This window comes from Okeania sp. KiyG1, from assembly GCF_014132355.1.
In the GTDB taxonomy this organism is placed as follows: domain Bacteria; phylum Cyanobacteriota; class Cyanobacteriia; order Cyanobacteriales; family Microcoleaceae; genus Okeania.
The window spans coordinates 1-25,866 of sequence record NZ_BLZO01000089.1; the positions used below are offsets into that span (position 1 = coordinate 1).

Annotated in this window: 20 protein-coding genes; 10 read left to right on the forward strand and 10 right to left on the reverse strand. The window is 36.8% G+C overall.

Going from position 1 to position 25,866, the window contains the following annotated elements; genetic code table 11:
* Both SAGCYANO_RS49365 and SAGCYANO_RS49370 read right to left on the reverse strand, forming a co-directional pair.
* On the reverse strand, positions 1-490 hold a 490-nt coding region (locus tag SAGCYANO_RS49365; protein ID WP_307785939.1), incomplete at its 3' end, for an HAD family hydrolase.
* Complete coding sequence (locus SAGCYANO_RS49370; protein ID WP_307785940.1) at positions 487-1,218, reverse strand: HAD-IC family P-type ATPase; 732 nt, start codon at positions 1,216-1,218, stop codon at positions 487-489. The genes SAGCYANO_RS49365 and SAGCYANO_RS49370, both read right to left, overlap by 4 nt.
* A gap of 1,184 nt (positions 1,219-2,402) precedes the next feature.
* Between SAGCYANO_RS49370 and SAGCYANO_RS20005 the strand changes: the two genes are divergently transcribed.
* The 3 genes from SAGCYANO_RS20005 to SAGCYANO_RS20015 all read left to right on the forward strand — a co-directional run bounded on the left by SAGCYANO_RS20005 (position 2,403) and on the right by SAGCYANO_RS20015 (position 7,183).
* Positions 2,403-3,035, forward strand: coding sequence for a FeoA family protein (locus SAGCYANO_RS20005; RefSeq protein WP_202221669.1), 633 nt, complete (start codon positions 2,403-2,405; stop codon positions 3,033-3,035).
* A gap of 1,030 nt (positions 3,036-4,065) precedes the next feature.
* Complete coding sequence (gene feoB / locus SAGCYANO_RS20010) at positions 4,066-6,396, forward strand: Fe(2+) transporter permease subunit FeoB (RefSeq protein WP_202221670.1); 2,331 nt, start codon at positions 4,066-4,068, stop codon at positions 6,394-6,396.
* Between the two features lie 559 nt (positions 6,397-6,955).
* Entirely contained in the window at positions 6,956-7,183 is a 228-nt protein-coding gene (locus SAGCYANO_RS20015) for a FeoC-like transcriptional regulator (RefSeq protein ID WP_202221671.1), read from the forward strand.
* A gap of 153 nt (positions 7,184-7,336) precedes the next feature.
* Here the strand turns inward: SAGCYANO_RS20015 and SAGCYANO_RS20020 are convergent, their stop codons facing one another.
* The 4 genes from SAGCYANO_RS20020 to SAGCYANO_RS20040 all read right to left on the reverse strand — a co-directional run bounded on the left by SAGCYANO_RS20020 (position 7,337) and on the right by SAGCYANO_RS20040 (position 12,902).
* Complete coding sequence (locus SAGCYANO_RS20020) at positions 7,337-8,563, reverse strand: aspartate aminotransferase family protein (protein WP_202221672.1); 1,227 nt, start codon at positions 8,561-8,563, stop codon at positions 7,337-7,339.
* A 605-nt stretch (positions 8,564-9,168) separates the two neighbouring features.
* Positions 9,169-9,558 (reverse strand): hypothetical protein, encoded by a 390-nt coding sequence (locus SAGCYANO_RS20030; protein ID WP_202221674.1) that lies wholly within the window; start codon positions 9,556-9,558, stop codon positions 9,169-9,171.
* 52 nt (positions 9,559-9,610) lie between these two features.
* Entirely contained in the window at positions 9,611-11,470 is a 1,860-nt protein-coding gene (locus SAGCYANO_RS20035) for an alpha/beta hydrolase (RefSeq protein WP_202221675.1), read from the reverse strand.
* A 127-nt stretch (positions 11,471-11,597) separates the two neighbouring features.
* A complete protein-coding gene (locus SAGCYANO_RS20040; protein WP_202221676.1) occupies positions 11,598-12,902 on the reverse strand; it encodes an RNA-guided endonuclease TnpB family protein in 1,305 nt (434 codons plus the stop codon).
* 194 nt (positions 12,903-13,096) lie between these two features.
* On the opposite strand from SAGCYANO_RS20040, the gene SAGCYANO_RS20045 reads away from it, so the two are divergent.
* From SAGCYANO_RS20045 to SAGCYANO_RS20055, 4 genes are all read left to right on the forward strand, one after another.
* Positions 13,097-14,074 (forward strand): LysR family transcriptional regulator, encoded by a 978-nt coding sequence (locus SAGCYANO_RS20045; RefSeq protein ID WP_202221782.1) that lies wholly within the window; start codon positions 13,097-13,099, stop codon positions 14,072-14,074.
* Positions 14,075-14,731: 657 nt separating this feature from the next.
* A complete protein-coding gene (locus SAGCYANO_RS20050; protein WP_202221677.1) occupies positions 14,732-15,790 on the forward strand; it encodes an anthranilate phosphoribosyltransferase family protein in 1,059 nt (352 codons plus the stop codon).
* 181 nt (positions 15,791-15,971) lie between these two features.
* Complete coding sequence (locus SAGCYANO_RS47830; RefSeq protein ID WP_255502624.1) at positions 15,972-16,106, forward strand: hypothetical protein; 135 nt, start codon at positions 15,972-15,974, stop codon at positions 16,104-16,106.
* Positions 16,107-16,309: 203 nt separating this feature from the next.
* Positions 16,310-16,915, forward strand: coding sequence for a hypothetical protein (locus tag SAGCYANO_RS20055; protein WP_202221678.1), 606 nt, complete (start codon positions 16,310-16,312; stop codon positions 16,913-16,915).
* A 268-nt stretch (positions 16,916-17,183) separates the two neighbouring features.
* On the opposite strand, the gene SAGCYANO_RS20060 is transcribed toward SAGCYANO_RS20055, so the two are convergent.
* Entirely contained in the window at positions 17,184-18,965 is a 1,782-nt protein-coding gene (locus SAGCYANO_RS20060) for a DUF262 domain-containing protein (RefSeq protein ID WP_202221679.1), read from the reverse strand.
* A 1,018-nt stretch (positions 18,966-19,983) separates the two neighbouring features.
* Positions 19,984-20,976 (reverse strand): ribose-phosphate pyrophosphokinase, encoded by a 993-nt coding sequence (locus SAGCYANO_RS20065; RefSeq protein WP_202221680.1) that lies wholly within the window; start codon positions 20,974-20,976, stop codon positions 19,984-19,986.
* Between the two features lie 369 nt (positions 20,977-21,345).
* Here SAGCYANO_RS20065 and SAGCYANO_RS20070 point away from each other — a divergent pair, with 369 nt between their 5' ends.
* Both SAGCYANO_RS20070 and SAGCYANO_RS20075 read left to right on the forward strand, forming a co-directional pair.
* Positions 21,346-21,804, forward strand: coding sequence for a GatB/YqeY domain-containing protein (locus SAGCYANO_RS20070; RefSeq protein WP_202221681.1), 459 nt, complete (start codon positions 21,346-21,348; stop codon positions 21,802-21,804).
* Positions 21,805-22,327: 523 nt separating this feature from the next.
* Entirely contained in the window at positions 22,328-23,323 is a 996-nt protein-coding gene (locus tag SAGCYANO_RS20075) for a serine/threonine-protein kinase (RefSeq protein ID WP_202221682.1), read from the forward strand.
* 85 nt (positions 23,324-23,408) lie between these two features.
* On the opposite strand, the gene SAGCYANO_RS20080 is transcribed toward SAGCYANO_RS20075, so the two are convergent.
* Positions 23,409-23,630, reverse strand: a complete 222-nt coding sequence (locus SAGCYANO_RS20080; RefSeq protein WP_202221683.1) for a hypothetical protein — start codon at positions 23,628-23,630, stop codon at positions 23,409-23,411.
* A gap of 43 nt (positions 23,631-23,673) precedes the next feature.
* Between SAGCYANO_RS20080 and SAGCYANO_RS20085 the strand changes: the two genes are divergently transcribed.
* On the forward strand, positions 23,674-24,114 hold the full coding sequence (locus SAGCYANO_RS20085; RefSeq protein ID WP_202221684.1) for a hypothetical protein: 441 nt from the start codon (positions 23,674-23,676) through the stop codon (positions 24,112-24,114).
* An 894-nt stretch (positions 24,115-25,008) separates the two neighbouring features.
* On the opposite strand, the gene SAGCYANO_RS20090 is transcribed toward SAGCYANO_RS20085, so the two are convergent.
* Entirely contained in the window at positions 25,009-25,854 is an 846-nt protein-coding gene (locus tag SAGCYANO_RS20090; RefSeq protein ID WP_202221685.1) for a prohibitin family protein, read from the reverse strand.
* Positions 25,855-25,866: the final 12 nt, after the last annotated feature.

The following is a 25,866-nucleotide window of genomic DNA, read 5'->3' on the forward strand; positions in this document are numbered from 1 at the left end:
TTTCTTCTAAAAAGTCGGAATTAAAGTTATTTACTTCTGACTTTATTAAATTTTCTTTGCCCACTGTAATAATTTGACTATCAACAATACCAGTAATTCCTTCCCCAGTTTTTGCTATGACATTAGTTGCTACTTGCCACTGAATATTTTTTGTAATTGCTGTTTGAGTAATAGCTTTTCCAATAGGATGTTCAGAACAAGATTCTAGAGCAGCAGCTAACTGTAAAACTTCATTTTCTGACTTACCTTTTCTAGGGATAATATCAACAACTTGTAGTTTTCCAGTAGTCAGAGTTCCTGTTTTGTCAAAGGCGATCGCTTTGACTTCTCCCATCATTTCTAATTGAGCACCATTTTTAAATAAAATTCCCTGTCTAGCTCCATTCGCAATGCCAGATAATAAAGTGGGCATAATTGCTGCCATTAAAGCACAAGGAGAAGCAACTACTAAAAAGATTAAAGCTCGATAAATTGTAGTTTCCCAACTCAATTTAATAAAAATGGCGGTAAAATTGCGAGTAATATACCTGAAATAACTATAACTTTGGCGTAAATTTTCTCAAACTTTTCCACAAATCTCTGAGAGGGTGGAGTTTCAGTTTTTGCTTGTTCAACTAAACGAATTACACGCTGAATTAAACTACTTTCTGGAGATTTATTTACTTGTAGTCTTAAAACACCATTACCATTTAATGTACCTGCAAAAACTTCATCTCCTACAGTCTTATCAACGGGTATAGATTCTCCTGTAATTGGAGCTTGATTAATGGTACTAATGCCTTCAATAATAATACTATCAGTCGGGATAAGTTCTCCAGGTTTAACTAAGATAAAATCTCCCATTTTTAATTGATTAACCGGAATTTCTGTTTCTTGATTATCGACTATTAATCTGGCAGTATCAGGAGTAATAGCCATTAATTTTTGAATATTACGTTCAGTTCGCTCCATAGCAAAAGTTTCCAGAGCGCCACTAATAGCAAAAATTAAAATTAGCACTGCTCCATCAATTATTAAGTGATATTCTTGTTGCCATAAACCTAAAGCAGCAGCTCCCAAAGCAGCAACAATCATCAATAAATCAACATCTAATTCTTTTTCTGACCAGAGAGTTGTTATACCTTCTTTAGCACTTTCATAACCACCAATTACATAAGCTGTTGCTAAAATTAATAGTGCTAAACCAACCCAATTAATTTCTAAACAAAACCAACTCAAAAAAATCAGTACAGCACAGGTTCCTGCAGCAAATGCTTCTGGATAATATTGAGCAATTTGGAGATATTGAGATAGAGAAAATTTTTTTGATTCATAGGAGTTTATTTAACAATTAATAATGAATAATTAATAATTAATAATTACCGAAAAATTAAGGTATAAAGCCTCTCCATTCATGGAGAAAACAGCGGTCGATCTTCGCCGTTTCCCGAAGGGTGAGATGGATGAGTTTCCTAACCATATCCAATCGACCAAGAGAAGAAAAATTCCTTTTAACACAATTATCTTCTTTTCAAGGAGAGGTAATTCTAAATTCTAAATTCTAAATTCTTGAACTCTCCTTGAAAGCGGATAGGATTGACTAATCATAAAAATTTTTATTTATTATCCCCCTATGCTTTATAAACATCTTTCTTAACATGAAACGTAGACATTATATATAAGTTATGTTGAAGTCTTGGAGTGACTTTTTTAGGAGAAAAGTGTATTGAAAAGTACATTTTTTGAGAACTGTAGACAAAATTTTTGCCCCCACACTCCCCACACTCCCCACACACACTCTCTACCGTTACTATGCACCACTACCACTTATGTTTTGTATAACTCCTATTAGTAGGATGGGTTCATATTCTCAGACCCATTTCTTAATCATTTTTAATTTAATCAGGGAAATTTTCAATTAATTTTGATAGTATGGTAAGCATTAATGAAAAAAAAATCAATTAATTACTAAATATTTTCTGAAATTTTTTAATTAATTGAAGTTGCAGGTTAAATTAATTACCGCAATTACCTCTAATTAATTACTGGTAGACTTATCAGTTTATAGAGTGTTTTTTTCGTGAAAATCTTTGCTCTTTCAAGCTTGTAGCTATCAAAGCATAAAAAATACCATAAATGAATGATTGCTATATCTAAAGTTTTAGTAATTTTTCAGCCCGACATTCCGTACCACTATTGGTAGGGTTTATATTTGGCCTTTGAGCGCTACTGATAGAGTTAATGTAAATAGTAATACACTACCAGTAGTGTGTTAACTTTTTAAAACCCCTTTATCTAGACGAAACCTGCGGAATGTGGCATCTAAATGAGAAATTTTTTAATTAAATTTTAACTAAAAAAGATGATTAAAAAATAAATCAAATTCAAGTGATTGTAAAACCTTAGTATTTAAGGAGCTTGATATGGATTGGAAAGTGAATCACACTAATGAAAACCTTCTCTCTATCTCTAGTCATCGCATAGATAGGAGAATTGACTTTTTTAATGAGTTGAGTAATCGTCAAATTGATACGGATGAAGTTAGGGCAACAGTTAAGGAGAATAACTCCTATCCCCTATCACAAACAACAGTTGGACAAAAGGTTTGGTTAGTTGGTTTTCAGGGAAAAGGAGGAATTAATCGCCTCTTAGGAATGGGATTAACTCCAGGGGTTCAATTGCAAATTGTCAGCGCTCAACCTAGTGGTTCGGTTCTAGTCGCCATAGAAGATAACCGGATCGGTGTGGGTTCGGGAATGGCTAACAACATTTTAGTTAGCGACCAGTCTTTAACTCAAGGAGAAAACATGAAAAATCAAACAACGACAGTATTGTTGCGAGAAATGTCAGAGGGAACTGAAGGCCGAGTTGTGGGTTACAACCAAGTAAAACGAGGCTATAAGAAAAAACTGTTGTCGATGGGGATGACCCCTGGCGTCAAATTTGAGGTAATTCGGATAGCACCTTTGGGAGACCCAATAGAGATTTTAGTCAGAGATTTTCATCTGAGCTTACGCAAAGAAGAGTCAGATGCTTTAATAGTCGAGGCTGTTTAGATGGGTAGCTAAATTTTGGGATTCCGCAAGTATAGTGCTACGGGCAAGTTAAAAATTAAAACTCAAAAATAAGATTTGATAGGGATTTGTTGTATAAAAGTAGCAATATAGTTCCCGCACTTGCTCCGCAGATGTACAACAATAACGCACGCAAACTGTTGTAACTATTGTCCAATAGTTACAGAGGAAGAAAACATCAATACTTGCTCCGCAGATGTACAACAATAACGCACGCAAACTGCTGTAACTATTGTCCAATAGTTAGGGTTTGCTGAAAAAGTTTTATGGGTAGAGGGTAGGAGTCAGGATACAGGAGACAACCCACCCTCGCCCCTCCCCTCCCAACCCACCCTAACCCCGACCGTGGAGGGGAGGGGAAGACAGGAGGAGTAAGGAATTTAGAGGAGGCAGGAAGAAGAATTATCCCTTGATTTCTCAGCCAATAGTCAACCCAAAATCCTAACTTTTTGCAGCTATAAGGAGCAAAAACCTTGTACTTTTTCAAGACCTAAAACGGCTAAAACCTTTATCTGTCAATGCTTTAAAATTTAATCGGCAAGCCCTAGTTATACATGAAGAAAACATCAATACTTGCTCCGCAGATGTACAACAATAACGTGCGCAAACTGCTGCAACTATTGTCCAATAGTTACAGATGAAGAAAACATCAATACTTGCTCCGCAAATGTACAACAATAACGCGCGCAAACTGCTGCAACTATTGTCCAATAGTTATAGATGAAGAAAACATCAGTCTAGAGAAAATCAGTGGCTATTTCAATCATAACCAAAACCCTGTAAGGAGGAATCGCCATTTTCAATCATAACCAAAACCCTGTAAGGGCGAATGGCTATTCGCCCCTACTGTTATGGCAGAAGAAAGAAGGAAGAAGGAAGAAGGAAGAAGGAAAAGTATTACATTGTCTGAGTTTTAAGTTTTTGATCTGTCCTAACCTTTGCTTCGACTGCTATACCTATCGAAACGAAAACTGCTGTCAAAATAAGTTCTCAATTCTAATCTTCAAAACTAATGTTAAAACCCATTATTGCCCTCATTGGTAACCCCAATTGTGGGAAAACAACCCTTTTTAACGCCCTAACAGGAGCCAACCAACGTACAGGTAACTGGCCTGGCGTAACTGTAGACCGCAAAGAAGGTCAGTTTCAACACCAAGGAAAAGAAATTACCCTAGTAGACTTACCTGGAGTTTACTCTCTTGATGTAGAAGAAGAGGGAACCGGGATGGATGAACTGGTAGCGCGGGATTACCTCCTGTCTGGGGAAGCAGATTTAATCATTAATATCATTGATGGCTCGAATTTGGAGCGTAATCTCTATTTAACAACGCAAATCATGGAGATGAGGCTACCAATGATTGTTGTCCTCAATATGATGGATGTAGCACAAGACCGAGGTATTTCAATCAATGCTGAACTCTTACGAGAACGGTTAGGGTGTCCCGTTATCCCGATGAATGCTGCTAGAGAAGAAGGAATCAAACCCTTATTGGATACAGTAGGTGAACTGGTGAAAAATATCAATCGTTCGCCGAGCTATGTTGCTTATCCAGCAGTGATTGAAGATGCCTTAGCAGAATTGGTTCCCTATATCACTGAACACAGTAGCAAACGCATTGTTGAACCTCGCTGGACGGCTTTAAATTTACTGCAATATGAAGACCAAGTTGCCCCAGAATTAGGGGGTAAAGACTTAACGAAAATTGTGGTTAAAAATCGTCGCCAAATCCATCAGGTATTGGGGGAAGATATTGATATCATCATTGCCGACAGTCGTTATGGTTTTATTCGCCAATTAACTGAAGGAGCTACCGAACGCATTGGTGAAGCTAGTAGTACAATTTCCGATCGCTTAGACCGGATTGTCCTCGATCGCTGGCTAGGGGTTCCCATTTTCTTTTTAGTAATGTATATCATGTTTCTGTTTACCATCAACGTCAGTGGTGCCTTTATTGATTTCTTTGATATTGCTGCAGGCACGATTTTTGTTGATGGTTTAGCTAATCTTCTGGAAGGAATAGGTATACCAGGGTGGTTAATTGCTCTCTTAGCTGATGGAGTTGGGGGAGGGATTCAAACTGTTGCCACTTTTATCCCCGTAATTGGGTTTATGTTCCTGTTCTTGTCAATTCTGGAAGATTCGGGATATATGGCGCGAGCTGCTTTTGTGATGGATAGGTTAATGCGGTTAGTGGGATTGCCAGGAAAATCCTTTGTACCGATGTTAGTGGGATTTGGCTGTAATGTTCCAGCAATTATGGCTACACGGACTTTAGAAAATTCCCGCGATCGCCTAATGACTATTATGATGAATCCTTTTATGTCCTGTGGAGCGAGACTTCCGGTATATGCTCTCTTTGCTGCAGCTTTTTTCCCCATCGGCGGACAAAATATTGTGTTTGGACTCTATCTTTTGGGAATTTTAGCAGCGATTTTTACAGGGATAGTGATGAAAAATACCCTTCTCAAAGGAGAAATAAGTCATTTTGTCATGGAGTTACCACCCTATCATCTTCCCCGAATTAAAGGTGTTTTAATCCGAACCTGGGAACGCTTAAAGGCATTTTTGTGGAAAGCTGGTAAAGTGATTGTCTTGATGGTGATAGTTTTGGGATTGTTAAACTCTATTGGTATGGACGGTTCTTTTGGGAACCAAGACAGTGAAAAATCTGTTCTCAGTAGCACCAGTCGAGCTGTCACCCCTATTTTTGCTCCCATGGGAGTTACAGAGGAAAATTGGCCAGCAACGGTGGGAATTTTCACTGGAGTCTTTGCAAAAGAAGCTATGGTGGGAACCCTAGATTCGATTTACGGACAATTAGCCAAAGAAGATAATCTCGATGCAGAAACTGAGGAAGAAGGTTTTAGCTTCTGGGGAGGTATTGGAGAAGCATTTGCTAGCATTCCTGCTAATTTAGCTGACTTACCCAATCAACTACTCGATCCCCTGGGGTTAAATATTGGAGAGACTCAAGATGTAGAAACGGCGGCTGAGGAACAGGAAGTACAGTTAGGAACATTTGGAGCAATGGTGAAGCGGTTTGATGGCAAAGTAGGAGCATTTTCCTATTTGTTATTTGTGCTGCTCTACTTCCCCTGCGTTTCAGCAACGGCGGCTGTTTATCGAGAAACTAATATGGGATGGATGCTGTTTGTAGCTTTGTGGACAACAGGATTAGCCTATATTGTAGCCACTGTGTTCTATCAAGTTTGTACCTTTGGACAACATCCAGGCTTTTCCTTGATTTGGATTGTAGGTTCATTGGTATTTACGGGTTCTACCTTGCTTATGATGAAGTTAGCTCAACCCGTTCGGTTAAGAAGTCAGCAACAAATTACTTGAAGAAGAAGTCATTTCAGTTATCAGTTATCAGTTATCAGTTATCAGTCAGGAGTATTGACTTAATCAGATAATATAGACTTCTCCAAAAATCCAAAATAAAATCAATTATATCATGTCCGGTAGCATCGGTATTGTAAGTGCTAAGGTAAGGAAGAAGAGGAAGAAAAACCTTAAATATGGTAAATATTTCCCCAACTTTTACAGGTTCCGATACCAGCGGACATGATATTACTATTCCCTATTCCCTATTGTCTCTTTTGACACCCCACGGACTAAAGTCGCGTGGATTCTTTAGAGGAGCTGTAAATCTGGTTAAAACCACGATTTCCACATTGCTCGAGACAACCACATTGCCAGTACCGTACCGTAGTACGTATACAGCAGCAGTCCACGCTTACGGTGTCAATTGCCACTACTCTCTCCGGCTAAAAGGCCATTGAGGCTACTTTTTAAGTTATTATATTGATAATAACACATTTTTTTGACTACGGGTTAAAACCCGTCGAGTCGCTTCCATCCACCGCTTAAAAGACGGTGGTTTCCCACTTACCGAATTTTTATGATGATTTTAACTGATATTCAAGGTTATTTAGAAAAATGTGGCAAGATATCCTTAGCTGAGTTAGCTTTGCATTTTCAGATGGATGCTAATGCTATGCGTCCTTTACTCAAACGACTAATTCGTAAAGGAAGAATTCGTCTGATGGAAGGAGAAAAATGTGCTAGTTGCTGCAACTGTTCGTCAGAAATGATTGAATTTTATGAATGGGTTGGGTTAGAGAGTTGAAAAAAATCGGGGGAGTATTTTATCTCTTATCTTTCTCAAGCATGACAACTGTTAGTATCATATTTTGTATCCTTATTGTTATCTATTCAAAATGGGAAATATGAGAAGATGCAGAAAAGTTACTTCAGCTAATTATTAAGATGCTGGAAAATTCTATAGTTCATGAATTTGGGATGCAAGCTCAGAGTTTGCTTCTTTTGTTTCCCGATTTTTAACTAAGTCAACACCAATCATTAATCCACAACCACGAACATCCCCAATACATTCATATTTTTCTTGTAAATTATCAAGACCTTCGAGTAAATAATCTCCAACTAGAGAACAATTTTGTTGTAAATTTTCCCTTTCAATTGTCTCTAAAACTGCTTTACCTGCTGCACAAGAAACAGGATTTCCAGCAAATGTATTAAAGTGTATTTTTTGAGTAAATGCTTGAGCAATTTCAGGTGTTGTTACAACCGCAGCAAGAGGTAATCCATTTCCAATACCTTTAGCTAAAGTGACAATATCAGGTTTAACATCCTGAAGTTCAAAACCCCAAAAACCTTTACCAGTTCGACAAAAACCAGTTTGTACTTCATCAATAATTAATAGTCCTTTTGCCTGATGAACATAATCAGATACTTTCCTTAAATATCCATCTGGATAAACTATTGCTCCGCCCATTCCTTGAATAGATTCAGCAATAAAACCAGCAATTTTTCCACAGGTTGCATATTCAATTATATTCTTAATTTCATCAGCATATTTATCAGCAACATTATTTTCATTATTATTCCAAGGACCTCTATAAACATCGGCATTTAAAGCATGATGAATCCCAAAATTATGAGGTGGAGAATATTTCCAAGTGCTTTGAGATGTTAATCCCATTGTATTACCACCCATACCATGATATCCATTGCGGAGAGTAATTATGTCAAAATTTTCAGTATAAACCCTCGCCATTAACATTGCTAAATCATTAGCTTCTGAACCAGAATTAACCAAATAAACCATTGATAAATCATCTGGCATTTTATCTACTAACATTTTGCTATATTCAGCAATTGTTGGATGTAGATAAAGTGTGGTTAAATGTTGTAATTTTGCTGATTGTTCTTGTACAGCTTTAACAACATGAGGATGAGAATGACCAACATTAATTGTTGCTATTCCTGCAAAGGCGTCTAAATAACGTTTCCCTGTTTCATCAAAAACATATTGCATCGAACCTTCCACAATCATAATTGGTTGTTTATAGTAGGTAGCAACAACTGGATTTATGTATTGTTTTCTTAATTCAATTACTTGTTGTTTTGAAATACCAATATATGGAGTAGGTTGATAATTATATGATGGAATAGATGGTATATTTTGTCTGGGTATTTTGTTAGTCATTATGAAAATATTGTGATTAAATTTTGTCAGCATTTAGCTATTAGCATTCAGCGCCATTTTTTAGGTTTTAAGTTATCTTTTTTTCAACATTATTTGTACTTTCAATAATTTAGAATGCGCGAATTTAGAATTACCTCTTCTTATAAATAAGAGGATTGGATCAAAGGATTTTTTTCTTTTTTATCCATTTATGGAGAGGTTTTATACCTGAATTTTTCGGTAAACTTTTTTATTGCTATTCGTAATTTTTTTCAAATTGGTATTATATCAAATCCGGTTAATTGCACATCAAAAAAATCTCCAATCGTCATAAGTAAGCTCATCTTTATAATTCTCTCTCCTCCTGAGTTAACCATTCTATAACTGTTTAACCGGACTTGATATTGTACTACATTTTTAACCAGATAATTGAAGCACAAGAACGAGAAGTTTTAGTGCAAGCATTCAGGTATTATGATAAAATCCGGGTAATTAGTAACTGCATTCGTCATTGCGACGGTTACTCCGTGGAAGGAAGCAATCTAATGGTCAAACGAGGTTGCTTCCCTTCGGTCGCAATGACAACTGTTTAAGCTGATAGCTGAATGCTGACGGCTAAATGCTTACTAAGTTTTTAAGTAGGTATAATATTTTCCTGGGTTGATATATTTTTCTATAAACCCTGCTTTTTCTAGCATTATCCTACAGGTTTGATAACTGAGTAATTTAAGTTTTAGTGTTTGTTGCGTTAATAACTCCTCATTTTGATAAAAAAGATAATCAAGAATAGCATAACGTTCATTTTCAATTAATTCAGTAGTGGCAATTATTTTATGAACAATACCATTATCTAATTCTACTAAATTATCTCCATAAGCATTAGAAGAACTAATTATTAGTAGACCTCCTGCTTGAAGATGTTTAGCAACACAATTAAAGCTTTTCTGTATATCTATAAGTTGGGCAGAAAAATTATTATTACAATTATTGCTCCTACCTCCTCGCTCCCGAGCCATTTCTCCTGTCTCCTGTCTCCTACACCTACTAAAAGACTTTTGAGCGCAAAGCCTAATTAATATTACTTAATCGTTCGGAAAAATTGTCGATCGCCTTTTGTAAGTCCTCTTCTGTGAGAGACTGTAATACACTGAAAATAAATGGTTGTTGATTAATATATTGTAGATAAGACCCACTTAAATATGGTAAAGATTGAGATTGATTTGTCAGATAAACTTGAAAAAATGCTAAATTTAGTGCCTGCATAAAAGGATAAGCTAAATTAGGATCGGGACCAACTAATTTCATTGGTAGTTCTAGAGAAACTTCCTCTTCTTCTTCTACAGCAATAAACGAAAAATGAGTTGCTGGTTCACTAATAACTAAATATTTTTCTGTAGTAGTTAAGCTGATGAATGGATAAATTTGCTCTGGAATTGGTGGAGCAAAAATATCTCTAGTACTAGCAACAATCATCAAAGGTATTGCAATTTTACTAATTTTTTGAGGTCCAAATACACCACTACTAATTGGATTTATTACAATAGCTGCTGTGATACGTTCATCTCGTAAATTGTTAGTTATTTCTGCTGGTAAATTACTTGTTTGGCACTGTAATAATAGAGATAAATTAAAGATAAATTTAGTATCTTCAGATTGGCAATCTTTTCGTAAATCTTCTAGGTCTAGGGGAGCACCTGCAAGACTTAAAGCAGTATAACCGCCAAAAGATTGACCTACTATTCCCACTTGTTTAAAATTTAGCTGACCTCGCCAAATTGGATCGGAGTCTATTTTTGCCTCTAGTTCATCTAGTAAATATTTAATATCTAGTGGGCGGTTAATAAATTCCATTCCATCTACAGGTGTGCTAAAACCTGCAAAGAAATTTTCAAGTTTTTCTGCACTTGAACCAATATGTTCTGGTACTATTACTGCAAAGCCATGAGATACTAAATGTTCGGCAAGATAGGCAAAGCTATTAATGTCTGAACCTAAACCATGGGAAATAACTATCACAGGAATTAATTTATTTCCAGAACTTTTGGGCAGATAAATATTTGCTGGAGAAGAGCGGTCGCGATTAGGATTTCTAAAGGTAATAGATTGTTTTTCCCATCTTATATTCCCTGGTTGTCTTAAATCTGGAAAATTATTAAAATCAACTTTCTTCTCACTAAGCGATCTTTCTTGAGCTTGATTTTGTAGCTCTACTACAATCAAGCGTTCTTCTACAAATCTCCTGATTAATTCTTCAGTTAAATTGATGCCTTCTTGAAGTTCTATTAATAAATCTCCAGGAAATTTTTTCAACACATTAATAATAGTCAAACCATCTGGTTCTTCAATAGCTAACTGGAAAGCTGTTTGGAGAGCTTTACTCCCATTTTTATTTTCTCCAGTTTTCAGGATTTTACCTAATCTTTTCAGAATTTCTTGTCCTGCTGGTTCTTCCATAAATCTGTTTACAATAGTAGGATTAACATCAAAACGCTCTTGAAAAAGTTCTCTTAGTTCTTGTTTTTGCTTTTTTATAACTGTCTGTATTTCTTTAGTTTGTTCTGTTGTTAGCACCTCAGAATAAAAGCTAAATTCTTCACTAAACTCTCCTTCTTGAGCAAACCTTTCGATAGATTCAATTGGTATTTTTAGTTGAAAAGGTGGCAGAGAAACTACGATTGGATCTGTAATATCGAGAGCAGGAATAGAAATTATAAGATTTTCGGCAGCAGAGGCAGAAATAGTGGTAAAAATAGGTGATAATATAGTTAACCCAGCGACCAATGCCAAGTTATTTTTAGAAATTTTTGATGAAACTAATTTTTGTTTAATATTGCTAATTTTTGTCTCCTGTACTTGAGGTATATTAGCACCTAGAAAATTGAAAATATACTTGGAAATAGATTTTGTTTTTGACCAATGAAATACCATCAATTACTCCTCTTGAATTTAAGTATTTATATTGTGCCTTGACATCCTCCCGACGCTGCTCTGCGAGACAGCCCGGGATTCCCATCCATCAGTCGAACAGACTGTAGGGGCGAACGGCCGTTCGCCCCTACTCGAATGACTCAGAGCGGGTTGACACATCTGTGAAAAATGCTGGCTTACCAGTCTGACGCTTTCTCCGTGTCCGATAAATAATCGACCAGTGCCCCTCGGCGACTTCAGTAAAAAGTGATAACTGTACGGGATTTTCTGTTGTTTTAGTTTCAACCTTGGTTTTTGGTTGAAGGATTTCTAAAATGTTTACCGCAGCGTTGATATCTCTATCATGGGATGTACCACAATTCAAACAAGTCCACTCTCTAACATTCAACTCTTTCTTGCCACCCTTGAAGCCACAATTAGAGCATTTTTGAGAAGTGGGTTCCCACCTAGAAATAACTCTAAATTCTCTACCATATTTCTCGCATTTAGCCTCAGTTAAGGTCCTAAATTCCCTCCATCCTAAGTCGCTAATTGCTTTAGCTAACTTACGGTTTTTAACCATGCCAGAAACATTTCCTTCGGAATGCTTCGCAAACAAGTCTTCTAAAACAATAGTGTCGTATTTTTTCACCAAATTAGTTGATAATTTGTGCAGAAAATCCGTTCTAATATCTTTAATTTTGCCATGAAGTTTAGTTATCCTTAATCTACGTTTTTCACGACGTTTGCTACCTTTTTCTGTCTTGACGAATTTACGCTGGAATTTAGCCAACTTTTTTAGGTTATTTTTCAGAGGTTTGGGAGCATTGATTTTCTCTCCGTTGCTCAAAGTTGCAAAAGTTGAAATGCCTAAATCAATGCCTATCGACTTGTTAGTTTTAGTCAACGATTCAGGATTGATTTCTACTACAAAGCTAGCAAAGTAGCGATTAGCTGAATCTTTGATTATTGTTAGAGAGCTGGGTTCAGCAGGTAATTCTCGCTTACCAACTATTTTTATCTTGCCTACCTTTGGTAAGTAGATTTTGTCTTGACCGATTTTGTAATTAGCACCTACAAATCTTGCAGTTTGCTTTGACTTTCTAATCTTGAATTTAGGTGGTTGTACGGGCGAACGGCCGTTCGCCCCTACGCCTTTTCGTTTGCCTTTACAACTATCAAAAAAGTTTTTGTAAGCTTGGTCTAAATCCTTGAGAGACTGTTGTAATGGAGTAGATGCAACTTCCTTTAACCAAAGTAATTCAAGCTTTGCCTGAGTAATGAATTGTTTAGTTAAGTCCACATAGCTAGGTTTCTTTTGGCCATTAGAATATAGTTGATTACAATGCGCTAATGTACTATTCCAAACATATCTACAACAACCAAATAGTTGATTTAATTTTGTTATTTGAATATGATTTGGGTAGATACGGTACTTGTATCTGGACTTCAATATTTTTGACCTGTTACTAACATTAAGTAATTTCATTGTAGCACCAGTTGACATTCCCAATGGAACATTTTTTTATACCGAATTAAAAGGATTTGATATAATTCAATTTGAAAAGCTGTATCATACTCTACTAAATAAAAAGAGTCCATCTGCTACAATAAAAGATTAGTAAATAATAATTGAATAAAAACTCTATGCGCTTAGAGCAGTTGCAAGCATTTCTTTGTGTTGCAGAAACGGGTAGCTTCCAACAAGCAGGGCGAATATGTAACATCACTCAATCAACAGTTAGCCGACAAGTGCAAGCTCTAGAAAATGAAGTGGGTACGCCCTTGTTCCACCGTAGCACCCAAGCCAAACTCACTCTAGCAGGAGAATGCTTATGGCCTTATGCTAAGAAAATTTGTCAAGCTTGGGAAACTGCTACCCAAGAAATAGGAGAAATGCTTGCGGGAAAACAACCAGAACTTTGTGTGGCAGCTATTCACTCTGTTTGTGCTGCTTACCTTCCCCCAGTTTTGCAAAGATTTTGTCGCCACTATCCAGAAGTAAAATTGCGGGTAACTGCTCTAGGAAGCGATCGCACCCTGAAAGTTCTCAAAGACGGTCTAGTAGATATAGCAATAGTAATGAATAACCGCTTATTCACTACCAGTCCAGAAATGGTAGTAGATGTTCTCTACACTGAACCGATAGAAGTATTAATGGCAGCGAACCATCCCCTCACAAAATACGACCAAATTCCCTGGGTCGAACTTATTCGCTATCCTCAAGTAGTCTTCAAAGATGGCTACGGGATGCAAAGATTAGTTAAAGAGCAATTTGAGCGACTAGGGGCAAAACTCAATGCAGCATTAGAACTAAATACCCTTGATGCTTTCCGAGGAGTAGTACGACAAGGAAACTTAATTGCTCTGTTACCTCATTCAGCTTTAATAGATGTTAAACTCGACCCCACCCTTGCCATAAAAACAATAGGAGTAACTCCAAGTACTTCTAAGGTATCATCAATAAAAGATTCTGTTTGGAGTCGTGAGGTGGTGGTAGTAACAACTAGCGATCGGATACAAATTCCCCCGATCGAATATTTCTGGGAGCTAGTAAAAGAAGTAATTCCACAGCAAATTAATCAAACCACAACATTGAAGAAGTCAGTAGTCAGGAGTCAGTAGTCAGGAGAATGCTAAAGTTGGGATAATTAATGGTTTAAATTTTAACTTTATACCATTTCTGAATAGTAATGCTATGTTTGATTACCATCTTATATCATGTCCGGTAGCATCGATATTGTATAGAGAAGGTAAGGAAGAAGGAAGAAGTAGGGGCGATTCGCGAATCGCCCCTACAAGAGAAGGAAAAACCTTATATGGCGCTAGATATTTCCCCAACTTTATACACAAACGATACCAACGGACATGATATTATACCAATTCCCATGCATTATTGCTATACTTGGGCAATACTTCAGTTGTCAACTGATCGGTACAAGCAAAATCACTTTGCATGCTAATTTCAGCTTGCGTTAATGTTAATTATTCTTATTTTTGCTTCTCCCTGTAGGGACGCCCTTATGCAACGTCCCTACCCACTCCCCTATTTCCCCTCCAGGGAGGGGTTAGGGGTGGGTTCCCTACTCAACAAAATGTAGAAAAGTTTTTGATAAATGGTATTACTACTCCTTACCTCCCTATCTCCTCATTACTAAAGATACATAGCAAACTTTTTGAGATTTGATATTAGTATTGACATTGCGGGTGAAGGTGGGGTATTAAACTCACTAAACAAAAGTCAAAAAAGAAATAGCTAATTAACCGGAGCAGATAAATTAAATGAGCGATCGCTTTCGAGAATTACTCAAAACCATTGGCAGTGGGCCCCATACAGGGAAAAATTTAACCCGCCAAGAGGCAGCAGCAGCAATGCGAATGATGTTGTTGAAAGAAGCAAAACCAGTCCAGGTCGGCGCTTTTTTAATTGCTCACCGCATTAAACGCCCGACTGGAGATGAGTTGGCAGGAATGTTAGATAGTTATTACGACTTGGGGCCAAAACTGCAAAGTCAACCATCGATGGGTGTAGTGACAGTATTAGGTTGTCCTTATGATGGGCGATCGCGTACTGCACCTGTCACCCCACTCACAGCTTTAATTTTGGCAACAGCAGGGGTGTTTGTGGTGATGCACGGTGGAGCGCGGATGCCAACAAAAGAAGGAGTACCTTTTATTGATATTTGGCAAGGGTTAGGTGTTGAATGGGAGAAACTATCGCTGGCACAGATACAACAAGTATTTGAGCAGACTGGTTTAGGTTTTGTTTATCTACCTACACATTTTCCCCAAGCAGATGCTTTAGTTGAATATCGTCGAGATATTGGTAAACGACCCCCTCTAGCAACGATGGAATTAATTTGGGTTCCCTTTACAGGGGAAGTTCATCTGGCCGCGGGATATGTTCATCCTCCTACAGAAGGTATGTTTCAAGGAGCGTTGGCATTACAGGGTGTGAAAAATTATACAACAGTCAAGGGGTTAGAAGGAAGTTGTGACTTACCTCGCGATCGGACAGCTATTATTGGGGTATCGATGCCATCTGATAATTCTGCCACATTTGAACGTCTCTTGTTGCATCCGAGTGACTATGGTTGTGGAGGAAAGGAGGTTTTATTAGGCTCAACTGCGGAGTTAGTAGAGCAAATGCAAGAAGTTTTGCAGGGTAAGGTGAGTCAGTTAATGTCAGCAGCTATTTGGAATGGAGGTTTTTATTTATGGCGTTGTGGAGTTTGCTCTGATATTAAGGAAGGCTTGTCTAAGGCGGAAAGTTTATTAAGTAGTGGTGAAGTAGGGGAGAAGTTGAGAGAAATTCAAGCTAAAGTTCAGTTCAACAATTAATTATTAATTATTAATTATTAATTATTAATTATTACCTCTTCTTTTCAAGGAGAGGATTGACTCAAAATAAATCTTGATAATTTTAATTTCATTAACAATACTTTAATATCATGTTCGGTTGAATACTTACAAATAACTGTTGTGAGGACTCAGGAGTCAGGAGGGAAGAAAGGAGGAAATATTGGAGAATAGTATTGATAATTTCAGTATTTCTTTGGTACTGTTCGGTACTGTCATATCATGTCCGGTAGCATCGGTATTGTATAGAGAAGGTAAGGAAGAAGCAAGAAGGAAGAAAGAAGAAGCTTTAAGATAAGGAAAAAGTAAGGAAGAAGTAGGGGCGAACGGCCGTTTGCTTCCCATAACTATCGTTAACGCACAATACAAGGAAAAACCTTATATGACGGTAGATATTTCCCCAACTTTTACACAAACGATACAAACGGACATGATATCAGTCCTTAAATTTTATTATAACTGATTATCTAAACAGAACATAAAACAGTTAAGCTTAACATTATGAAATCATCCTTAATTGTGATAATTTATAGTATAGTTACAATTCTATCTTTTACATCAAATTTAAATGCAATAGCAATTATATATCCACCATTAAAATATTCATCAGAATTTACAGATACTAATATTATTTATCTTGCTAATAGCTGGTATAGATATACAGCTAAAGATGAGACTTATACAGTTTTTTTTCCTGGTCCACCAGAAGAAGAAAACTTATCTGTTGATACTTCTTTGGGAAAACTTAATGCCTTATTAGTTTTCTACCAATATCCAGAAAAACAACGATTTTTTTCTGTCTCTAGCATCAAATATCCAGTCGATCCTAGTGAATATAATGTTGAAAAAGGATTAAATGGAGCGCGAGATGGAGCAGCAAATAACTCTAATTCTCAAATAATTAGTGAAAAAAATATTAATTATCAAGGATTTCCAGGTAGAGAAATAATTTTACAGTCAAAAGTAAAACCTAATTTGAGATTACTTTTAAGAATATTTATTGACCCTAGCGGACCAACATTATATAGCTTACAAGTAGTTGCTGAAGATGGAAATTTAGATTTTCCAGAGGCTAAAGCTTTTTTAGATTCTTTTGTTGTTAAGTAGGAAGTAAGGAAGAAGGAAGAAGGAAGAAGAAAGAAGGAAGAAGGAAGAAGGAAAAGTATTACTTTGCCTGAGTTTTAAGCTTTTGATCTGTCCACGCTCTTTGCTTCGACTGCCATATATTTAGAATTAATTATTCTGATGTTTACTTATCGCTCTCGGACGTTGCATGCAACGTCCCTACTCCCCTACTCCCTACTCCCCTACTCCCCTACTCCCTACTCCCCACTCCCCTACTCCCTACTCCCTACTCCCCTACTCCCCTACTCCCCTACTCAGGAATATCCCACACTTTTTTAGCTAATTGAGTCAATATTTCTTGTCGAGTTTCAATGGCGTGGGAATCCCATTTAATAAAGGTCTTTAAATCTTTTACCGCTAAGTCTATAGTTGTATTATTCCCCACATAAATTTCTTCAGCAATAGTCCTAGTCAACAGAAATCTTGACTTAGTATAACCTAATTTTTTTTCCGTAAAACTCATATTATAAACAGCAGATTTAATCGAACTTTCTAACAAAGTCAGATTGCCTAAAAGTTTACTATAACTTTCTATTTCACCAGGTTTATCGAAAGATGAAATTACTTTTTGAGTAGGATATTCTGGTAAAATTTGTTCTACATCTAATTTCAAAAGATAATTGCTTAAATCATCAATTCCTCCCCCATCACCCCAAGCAGTTTCATCTATGTATTGTGTTAATTTTGCTAAAATATATTTAATTTGATAAGGCTGAAATGATGACTTATTAAGTTTATGAAATGCTTTCTCAAATTTATCTGCAACTAACAGTTTACTAGAAATAATTTGGCTAGTAATAAATCGATCGAATTCTTCTGTTGATGTAATTTGACGTAATTCACTAGCCCACTTAAGAATCATGCCATCGAACGCCTTTTGATTGCGATCGCTAGTCAACATTGCCACAAATAATAAATTTTCTACCTGCCGACATAATTCAATAAAACAATATTGAGGCAATTGATAAGCAGCCAAAAGTAAGATTAAATGTTGTCTAACATTAACACTGAGACAGCGAATATTTGCCAAATAACGATTTACTGTTCCATCAATATTATTACCTGATAAAAATGCTACATAAGCTTCTGCCGAGGCTAATAAATCATTCACAAATAGAATAGGTTCAGTATTATATCCACATCTAGATTCATTTTTGAGAAACCAATCATAAACTTCTTTTTCTGCAATATAATTTCCATCTTCTGCATATCTTGCCAAAATAAAATAACGCAAAAAACGCATCGGTCTTTCCTGAGAATGATAGAGTAAATCTATCATTTTTTTCCATTTAACTTTAATTTTCTCATAGTCTGTTTGTTTAGCTTTAGCAAAAATTAAATTTTTGAGTAAATCCATATCATCCAGGGGTAAACCACGATGATTTAAAGTTGAATAGATTTTCAAAGCATGAGCAACACTAGCTGTTTTTACGCGAATTAATTTAACATTTTTGAGAAAATAAGCATAAAATTTTTTGAGATGAGAAATAGCAGCTTCATCTAACTCAAATTTAAGAGAAAGAAACTTTCTAATTTCAGCATAAGCATTTTGAATATGTTTAACAGAACGAGTAGGAGATATTTGGTCTAAATCTGTTTGCATAGCAATATTTTCTAGTACTCCCCTACTTTCTTCATATTGCAGTTCTACCCTATGTTTAAACTGGTCATTACCCGAGTTATCTGTATATAGAGAAGCAATCTTATTTTTTAATGCTTCAATACGTTCATTTGAATTAATAGTTAATAGATAATCTCGAATTGCACAAAGAACTAAATAAGCAGTAGTCATCCGTTGCTGCCCATCAATTACTTCATACAAATTATCCCCGCGACTACAAACAATTATACTGCCAATAAAATACTCAGAATAGGAGTTTTGATTTTGCTCAGAAAATTCTTCATATATATCTTGAATAAATTCATTTACCTCTTTTTCCTCCCAAACATATTCGCGCTGATAATCAGGAATGACATAAAATTCATCAAATAACTTTTCTAGAGTCATGTCTTGAGATTCGATAGTTGCCATATAATGACCTCAATATTTTTAATTAAGAAGGAAGAAGTAATATAGCATTTTCTAAGGGTAAGGTAGATCATAATATCTAATAGCTTAAAACCACTTCTACCTTCAGTTGAGAAATGGGATTTTTACGGACTTATAGCGGTTTTCAATATAGATAGACTAGAGCGATCGAAGCATTCTTCTTCCTAACCTCAAATAATTTTGTAGTCTACTTAAATAAAAAGCGCTGTGATATAAACAGGACTTACGCATAACAACTACAGATAGTAGGGGTTAACGGCCGTTAACCCCTACAAATGGTCTATAATTTCATCTTTGGAGTAAGTCCTGATAAATGTAAAAAAAATATTTTAAATAATAACAGCAGAGTATAGAGAATAGATCCTACTGTTGTTTGCTACAGCTGAAAAACATGGACTATACTAGACAAATATCTACAAAATGTCTATGTTTTTACGCCATTAATCTATGTTATTATTGCATCTGTCTGCTAAGACCAGAGGATTTTAGCAACAATTATGGAGTGTTTGGCACTCGACTTTTCATAAGGACGAAAACCCCAGAGGGAATCCTAAACTCAATGTGTTTGAGCGGAACATCAGCCTTCTTTGCCAGTAGACTTATGGACGGGTGAGTCGGAAAATCGCTTTTAGTCACCGATGAAGAGCGTGTCTAGGATTGTCTAGATTTTTAGAAGGTGTTACAGCAGTGGAAGCAAAGTTTAGGAAAGGTCAAAAGCTTAAAACTCAGACAATGCTAGATTTTTCCTTCTTCCTTCTTCCTTCTTCCTTCTTCCTTCTTCCTTCTTTCTTCTTTCTTCTCATAATTAACCGAAGTAGGTAGACCCTTATGGGTCTAACCCTCAACAGTAAAAAAAGGACTAACTTTCCAAATATCCAGCTCCCAAAATTTCACAAAAATTTTCTTTTTATTAATTTTTCGTGAAGATTAAATTGTCAAAATTCTTCCCTCCCAAAATATAGTGAAGAAAGCGTGAGCTAGTATCTCAGAGCAGCAAATTCTAACGAAACATACTACTAACTGAAGTATCCTCGTGAATGCGCCAAATAGTCTCACCCAATAAATTTGCCACCGAAAGAACAGTCAACTGAGGAAAATAATGTTCCTCCAAGAATGGGATAGTATTAGTAACAATAACCTCTTCAAATACCCCACTAGAAAGACGCTCAACTGCTGGTGGTGAAAATACTGCATGAGTAGCACAAGCATAAACTTGTCGCGCCCCTTTTTCGCGCAAAAGTCGTCCCCCTTCAGAAATAGTACCACCCGTATCAATCATGTCATCTACCAACACAGCAGTTTTTCCCTCAACATCACCAATCACATTTAACACTTCTGCCACATTATGAGCTTGGCGACGCTTATCAATAATTGCTAATGGGGCATCATTTAACTTTTTCGCAAAAGCTCTAGCTCTCGCCACCCCACCCACATCCGGAGAAACAACAACAATATCAGATAAATTCTTACTTACTAAGTAATCTAAAATTACCGGTAAACCGTAAACATGATCGAACGGAATATCAAAATAACCCTGAATCTGGGCAGAATGCAAATCCATTGCTAAAATACGATTAGCACCTGCCTCAGTAATCAAATTGGCCACTAATTTGGCAGTAATTGATTCTCGACCAGCAGTTTTACGGTCTGCTCTAGCATAACCATAGTAAGGAATAACCGCAGTCACTTGTCTGGCAGAAGCACGACGACAAGCATCTACCATGATTAACATTTCCATCAAGTTGTCATTAACTGGACGACAACTAGGCTGAATTAGATAAACATCACAGCCTCGAATTGATTCCTGAATTTGAACATATAGTTCTCCATCTGCAAACCTTTTACGCACCATTGGGCCTAAATCTAAACCCAGATATCTAGCTACTTCCGTAGCCAAAGGAACGTTAGCAGAACCAGAGAAAAGTCTCAATCGATTATGATCATTAGTAGTGGCAGGCACAGGAGCCTGAATTGGTAAAGTAGCACGGATCACAGCAAGCCCTCGCAGCACCTTGTCTTTATTGCGATCTTATCATCTCAAACTAAAAATATTCTTCCGTATTTTTATTGATAGAAAGATCGTTTTTTTAGTAATATACCAAGAATATTTGCTAAATAAAGCCAGATAAATGTTGAATATTTAATAAGAATATTACGGAAGTCTTTAGAAAACGTAAAATCTCTTAATTGACATACTCTCCGTTCTAAGGGTCCGGAGATTCTCACAAAAAGTGATTCTTTGCTCATCGACACAACTTACGATCAGCAAGTTACTACCAAAAGTCATCCTCAAAGGACGAGGCTTTAGACCCACTTTTTTGATAAAATGACTTTAGATTGAATTGGTATCCGGAGTGAGATTATGAGTTTAAAGGACAGAATTACAGAGGATATTAAAGCGGCGATGAAGGCCAAAGATAAGGTTCGTCTGGAAACAGTTCGTAGCATTAAAAAAGTAATTCTAGAAGAGGAAGCTAATGCTAGGGCAGCAGGAAAGGATTCTCTGACAGAGACTCAAGAAATGGATATATTGACAAGATTGGCTAAACAACGCCGGGATTCAATAGAGCAATATACTCAAGCAGGTCGTCAGGAACTAGCAGATGGAGAGGCTGCAGAATTGGCCATTCTTGAAGAATATCTACCAAAACAATTGTCTGATGAGGATATTGCTAAGGTTGTTGATGAAATTATTGCTCAGGTAGGGGCGAATTCTCCTAAAGATATGGGTAAAGTGATGGGTCCGGCCATGCAACAGTTGAAGGGTAAGGCTGATGGAAAGAAAGTACAGGAGGCAGTTAAGGCTAGGCTTAATTCATAATTAAAAATTAAGCTCACCTAAATAGGATAATTAAGGTCATAAATCTTGTTATTTTTAATGGCCTTAACAACATGGGAAGGGAGTATGATATTAGACAATATCTTTATTCTTTTCCTCAAATTCTACTCTGCTATCAACAGCTAAAATAGTAATGAAATTGATTACTAATTTCCCACAAGTATAGGCACTTTTAATCTGTTAATAATAGAGTAATTTTATAGATGTAGGCATCTACAAATAATTCAGAAATCAAGTGTTCTGAAGAATGAGGAGTATTAACTATAGCAGTAAGTCTTTTGGCGCTTGAGAATAAATTTTAGTTGTAAGGGAACATCGGATCTGGGAATAGATAAATGTCTGCGCCATATTTGCGTAGCGCTATACTATTAGATTAGATATCTCCAATAGATATTTCCAAAAATCAAAAATAAAATCAATTTTTATCCATAAATTATCAATTATTCCCCTCCTGGGAGGGGCGAGGGGTGGGTTCCCTGTTCCCTACTAAATTAAATTTATTATTATGCAACCACCAATTCCTACAGGAACTATTTTACAAAACCGCTATCGCTTGATTAATCTTCTCGGTCAAGGTGGGTTTGGACGTACCTACCTAGCAGAAGATACAGGTCGCTTTAACGAGCGTTGCGCTCTCAAAGAATTTATTCCCCTACAGACAAATACCTATGCAGTAACTAAATCTCAAGAACTATTTTCTCGCGAAGCAGCTATTCTCTATCAAATTCAACATCCCCAAGTTCCCAAATTCCGAGCCACTTTTGAAGAAAATCAACGTTTATTCCTCTTACAAGATTATATCGAAGGCAAAACCTATCGCAGCATATTGCAAGAACGTCAAATAACAGATAGTTTGTTCTCAGAAGCAGAAGTACTAACTTTTTTACAACAAATTTTACCCGTCTTAGGTCATATTCACAGTTTTGGTATCATTCACCGAGACATATCTCCCGACAATATCATTAGGCGAGAAAGCGATCAAATGCCAGTATTGATAGACTTCGGAGTAGTTAAAGAACTCGTAACAAAAATTCAATCTTCCCACTTAACAGCACCCTTGACAAATGTAGGAAAATTTGGTTACGCTCCCTGGGAACAAATTCAACTGGGAAGAGCAACAGCAAATAGCGATCTATATGCTTTGGCAGTTACAGTAGTTGTACTATTGACGGGAAAAGAACCCCAACAATTAATCGATCAAAGTACATTAACTTGGAATTGGCAACGGTGGGTAGCAGTTAGTCCAGGGTTCGCTGAGGTTATCAATAGAATGTTAAGTCATCAACCAGGCGATCGCTATCAGTCTGTTACTGAAGTAGAGCAAGCTTTGGAAAGATTACCCCATATCAAATCTCAGCAATTACCTACCATCAACCAGGAACAAAATAATCCTTCCCCTTCCCAACAACCAACAGTAGGAGCAACTCCAAATCAAAACCCTAACCCCAATAACAACGATAGTTTTTTTTTGATAATCATCAATGGGTTGCAACTGCATTAGTAGCAGTATTGGTGGCTTTGTCTGGTATAGCATCTTGGAGTGCAGTTAATTTTTTCCTCCAGCGCAGACAACAAGAAGCTCAACTTCAGCAACCAACAAAAATTAACCCTATACCAGTACCAACCCTCCCCCCTCCTCCATCATCACCAATACCCACTTCATCCCCATCTCCAACAACTACATCAACACCATCACCTACTTTGCCATCACCATTACCTATTGTTCCTGTACCATCTGCAACACCAGAAATACCAATCACACCACTACCTAGTGCTACTCCTATTCCGGAGACTCCTGCTCCTGTCATAATTCCATCTCCATCAATTACTTCAGAGGAACGTCTGAATATATTGCCAGGAGAACCTATCTCTATTGAAGGTCGCTTGAAAGGGAATGAAAGTATTGACTATATAATTTCTGGAAGTCAAGGGCAAAATCTGAATTTATTAGTTACTGGAGAAGGAGTATTAATGAGTTTAATAGCAGTAGATGGTGAACCAGTAGATGGAATTTCTGAGAAAGTATCTATTTGGAAAGGAACTCTACCCAATGATGGAGACTACAAAATAACTCTCACTCCCTTACCTGGTTTACCTGGTACTGACTACAAGCTAGATATTAATTTAGTTAACCCTATACCTCAAGTTATTCCTAGCTCTGAACCGGAAGCAACTGAGTCACCTGCACCTACACAAGAACCGGAAGCAACTGAGTCACCTTCTGGTCTACCGCTAAATAAACCTTCTAAGAAGCAGATAAAAAAAATCATTCCCCATATCAACTCCACTTGAAGAGCTTGATAAACCTTCTAAAAAGCCTAAAAAGCAAATTGTGATTCCAGAAACAGAGGCAACAGCTTCACCAACTCCAGCAGAAGAAACTTCATCCGATTATCAAATTTTAGTTGAATAGTTGTCGTTTAAAGTTTTTGTTTGTAGTAGGGTTTTAGTCCATGAAATATCTATCTGGCGGCCTAAAGCAAAATATTGAATTATACACCACCTGTAGGGGAAAACGGCCGTTTTCCCCTACAAAATATGGTGGTTATATCAAATCCGGTTAAACAGTTATAGAATGGTTAAGTCTTGAGCAGCGCTTTTCAAGTTGATGAACCACATCGTCATAACCAAAAACCTGTAGGGGCGCCATTCGTCAGCTATGCGTCAGCAAACGGCCGAAAGCTTGCGCATAACTATCGTTAACGCCCCTACTGTGGTCTACCCACATGAAAACCGCTGTAGAATTCTGCAATTCTGCAATTCTGCAATTCTGCAATTCAGGAGAAGAAAGAATTAGCAAAGATGAGCGTAGTTATGGCAATTGGAGAATTTTTTTATGTCCAATTAAGCGGATTTGATATTATGCGTAAATCCTGATGATATTAGATCGACCGGACTTAGTATAATGTCTCTAGGTTTTGAATTTGTTTTGTCGTTCTTAGGTATCTATTTCATTCATTTCCTTAGAATTAAAAACAATTAACCAAGAGATTTCTCTTTTCTGTATGCGGGTGTAATACCCACAACCGTCAACGGAGGTGCTTAAAATTGTTTGAGGTTTGTAGACACAAAATGGCCTGTCGAAGACTATACCCCATGCAATTTTCCTTCCTGCCTTTTGCCTTCTGTCTTCCTCCCTCTTCCTTCTTCCTTCCTCCTTCTTCCTTCTTCCTTCTTCAAGATGATTTATTGATTTTCATCTAAATTATCAAGATTGAAAATAAAAGGAGGTCTTTGAGATTTGTCATTTCCCATAATTAAAACTTTAGGCATTTGAGAACCACCTGCTTTCCAAGCTTCGATCGCTTCTTTTTGTAAAACCAACTCACCACCTTGTGCTTTTAATGTTTCAGCTAATAGTTTTTGAGCCTCTGCTTTACCCTTTGCACGGTTAATATATGCCTGAGCTTCTTGTTCTGCTTCTTCAGCAATATATACTGCTCGTTGTGCTTTTTGTTCAGCAATTTGCTTCTCTTCAACTGCTTTAGCAAATTCAGGAGAAAATGTTAAATCAATTACGCTAGTATCTAACACAAGAATGCCATATTTATCTAAACGAGAACCTAAAGCATTATCAAAGTCTGCTTTCAATTCTTCCCTTTGAGTAATGGCTTCTTCAACAGTTCTTCTAGCTGCAGCAATTTTAAAAGATTCTTGAGTTTGTGGTGCAATTACTTTGGCAACTAAATTTTGTAGAGTTCCTTGTTCTCTTCTGATTTTTACTACTAACATAGGGTCTAAGCGAAAGTTAATTGCAAAACTTGCTGATAATTGTTGTAAATCTTTTGTAGAACTTTGGGCTGGAACTTCAAATTTTTGTACAGTTACATCATAGATATCAACTTGAGAAATCAAGGGAGGTTTAAAGTGAATACCTTCTAAGAGAGCGCCATCTCTAGCTTTACCTAAAATACTAATAACACCAGCTTGACCAGGATTAATAATGACAAAGGAATTGAAGCCAATTAGCAATACTAATGATGACACGGTTGCTAATATTACTGTTTGTAAACTTTGTTGTTGATTTTTCAATTTTTTTCTCCG

Excerpts from the sequence above, each read along its gene's own strand:
- SAGCYANO_RS20005 (WP_202221669.1), top strand. The coding sequence starts at position 2,403 with ATGGATTGGAAAGTGAATCACACTAATGAAAACCTTCTCTCTATCTCT.
- SAGCYANO_RS20020 (WP_202221672.1), bottom strand. The coding sequence starts at position 8,563 with ATGACTAACAAAATACCCAGACAAAATATACCATCTATTCCATCATAT.
- SAGCYANO_RS20035 (WP_202221675.1), bottom strand. The coding sequence starts at position 11,470 with ATGGTATTTCATTGGTCAAAAACAAAATCTATTTCCAAGTATATTTTC.
- SAGCYANO_RS20045 (WP_202221782.1), top strand. The coding sequence starts at position 13,097 with ATGCGCTTAGAGCAGTTGCAAGCATTTCTTTGTGTTGCAGAAACGGGT.
- feoB (WP_202221670.1), top strand. The coding sequence starts at position 4,066 with ATGTTAAAACCCATTATTGCCCTCATTGGTAACCCCAATTGTGGGAAA.
- SAGCYANO_RS20075 (WP_202221682.1), top strand. The coding sequence starts at position 22,328 with ATGCAACCACCAATTCCTACAGGAACTATTTTACAAAACCGCTATCGC.
- SAGCYANO_RS20080 (WP_202221683.1), bottom strand. The coding sequence starts at position 23,630 with ATGACAGGAGCAGGAGTCTCCGGAATAGGAGTAGCACTAGGTAGTGGT.
- SAGCYANO_RS20060 (WP_202221679.1), bottom strand. The coding sequence starts at position 18,965 with ATGGCAACTATCGAATCTCAAGACATGACTCTAGAAAAGTTATTTGAT.
- SAGCYANO_RS20055 (WP_202221678.1), top strand. The coding sequence starts at position 16,310 with ATGAAATCATCCTTAATTGTGATAATTTATAGTATAGTTACAATTCTA.
- SAGCYANO_RS20015 (WP_202221671.1), top strand. The coding sequence starts at position 6,956 with ATGATGATTTTAACTGATATTCAAGGTTATTTAGAAAAATGTGGCAAG.
- SAGCYANO_RS20030 (WP_202221674.1), bottom strand. The coding sequence starts at position 9,558 with ATGGCTCGGGAGCGAGGAGGTAGGAGCAATAATTGTAATAATAATTTT.
- SAGCYANO_RS20050 (WP_202221677.1), top strand. The coding sequence starts at position 14,732 with ATGAGCGATCGCTTTCGAGAATTACTCAAAACCATTGGCAGTGGGCCC.
- SAGCYANO_RS20070 (WP_202221681.1), top strand. The coding sequence starts at position 21,346 with ATGAGTTTAAAGGACAGAATTACAGAGGATATTAAAGCGGCGATGAAG.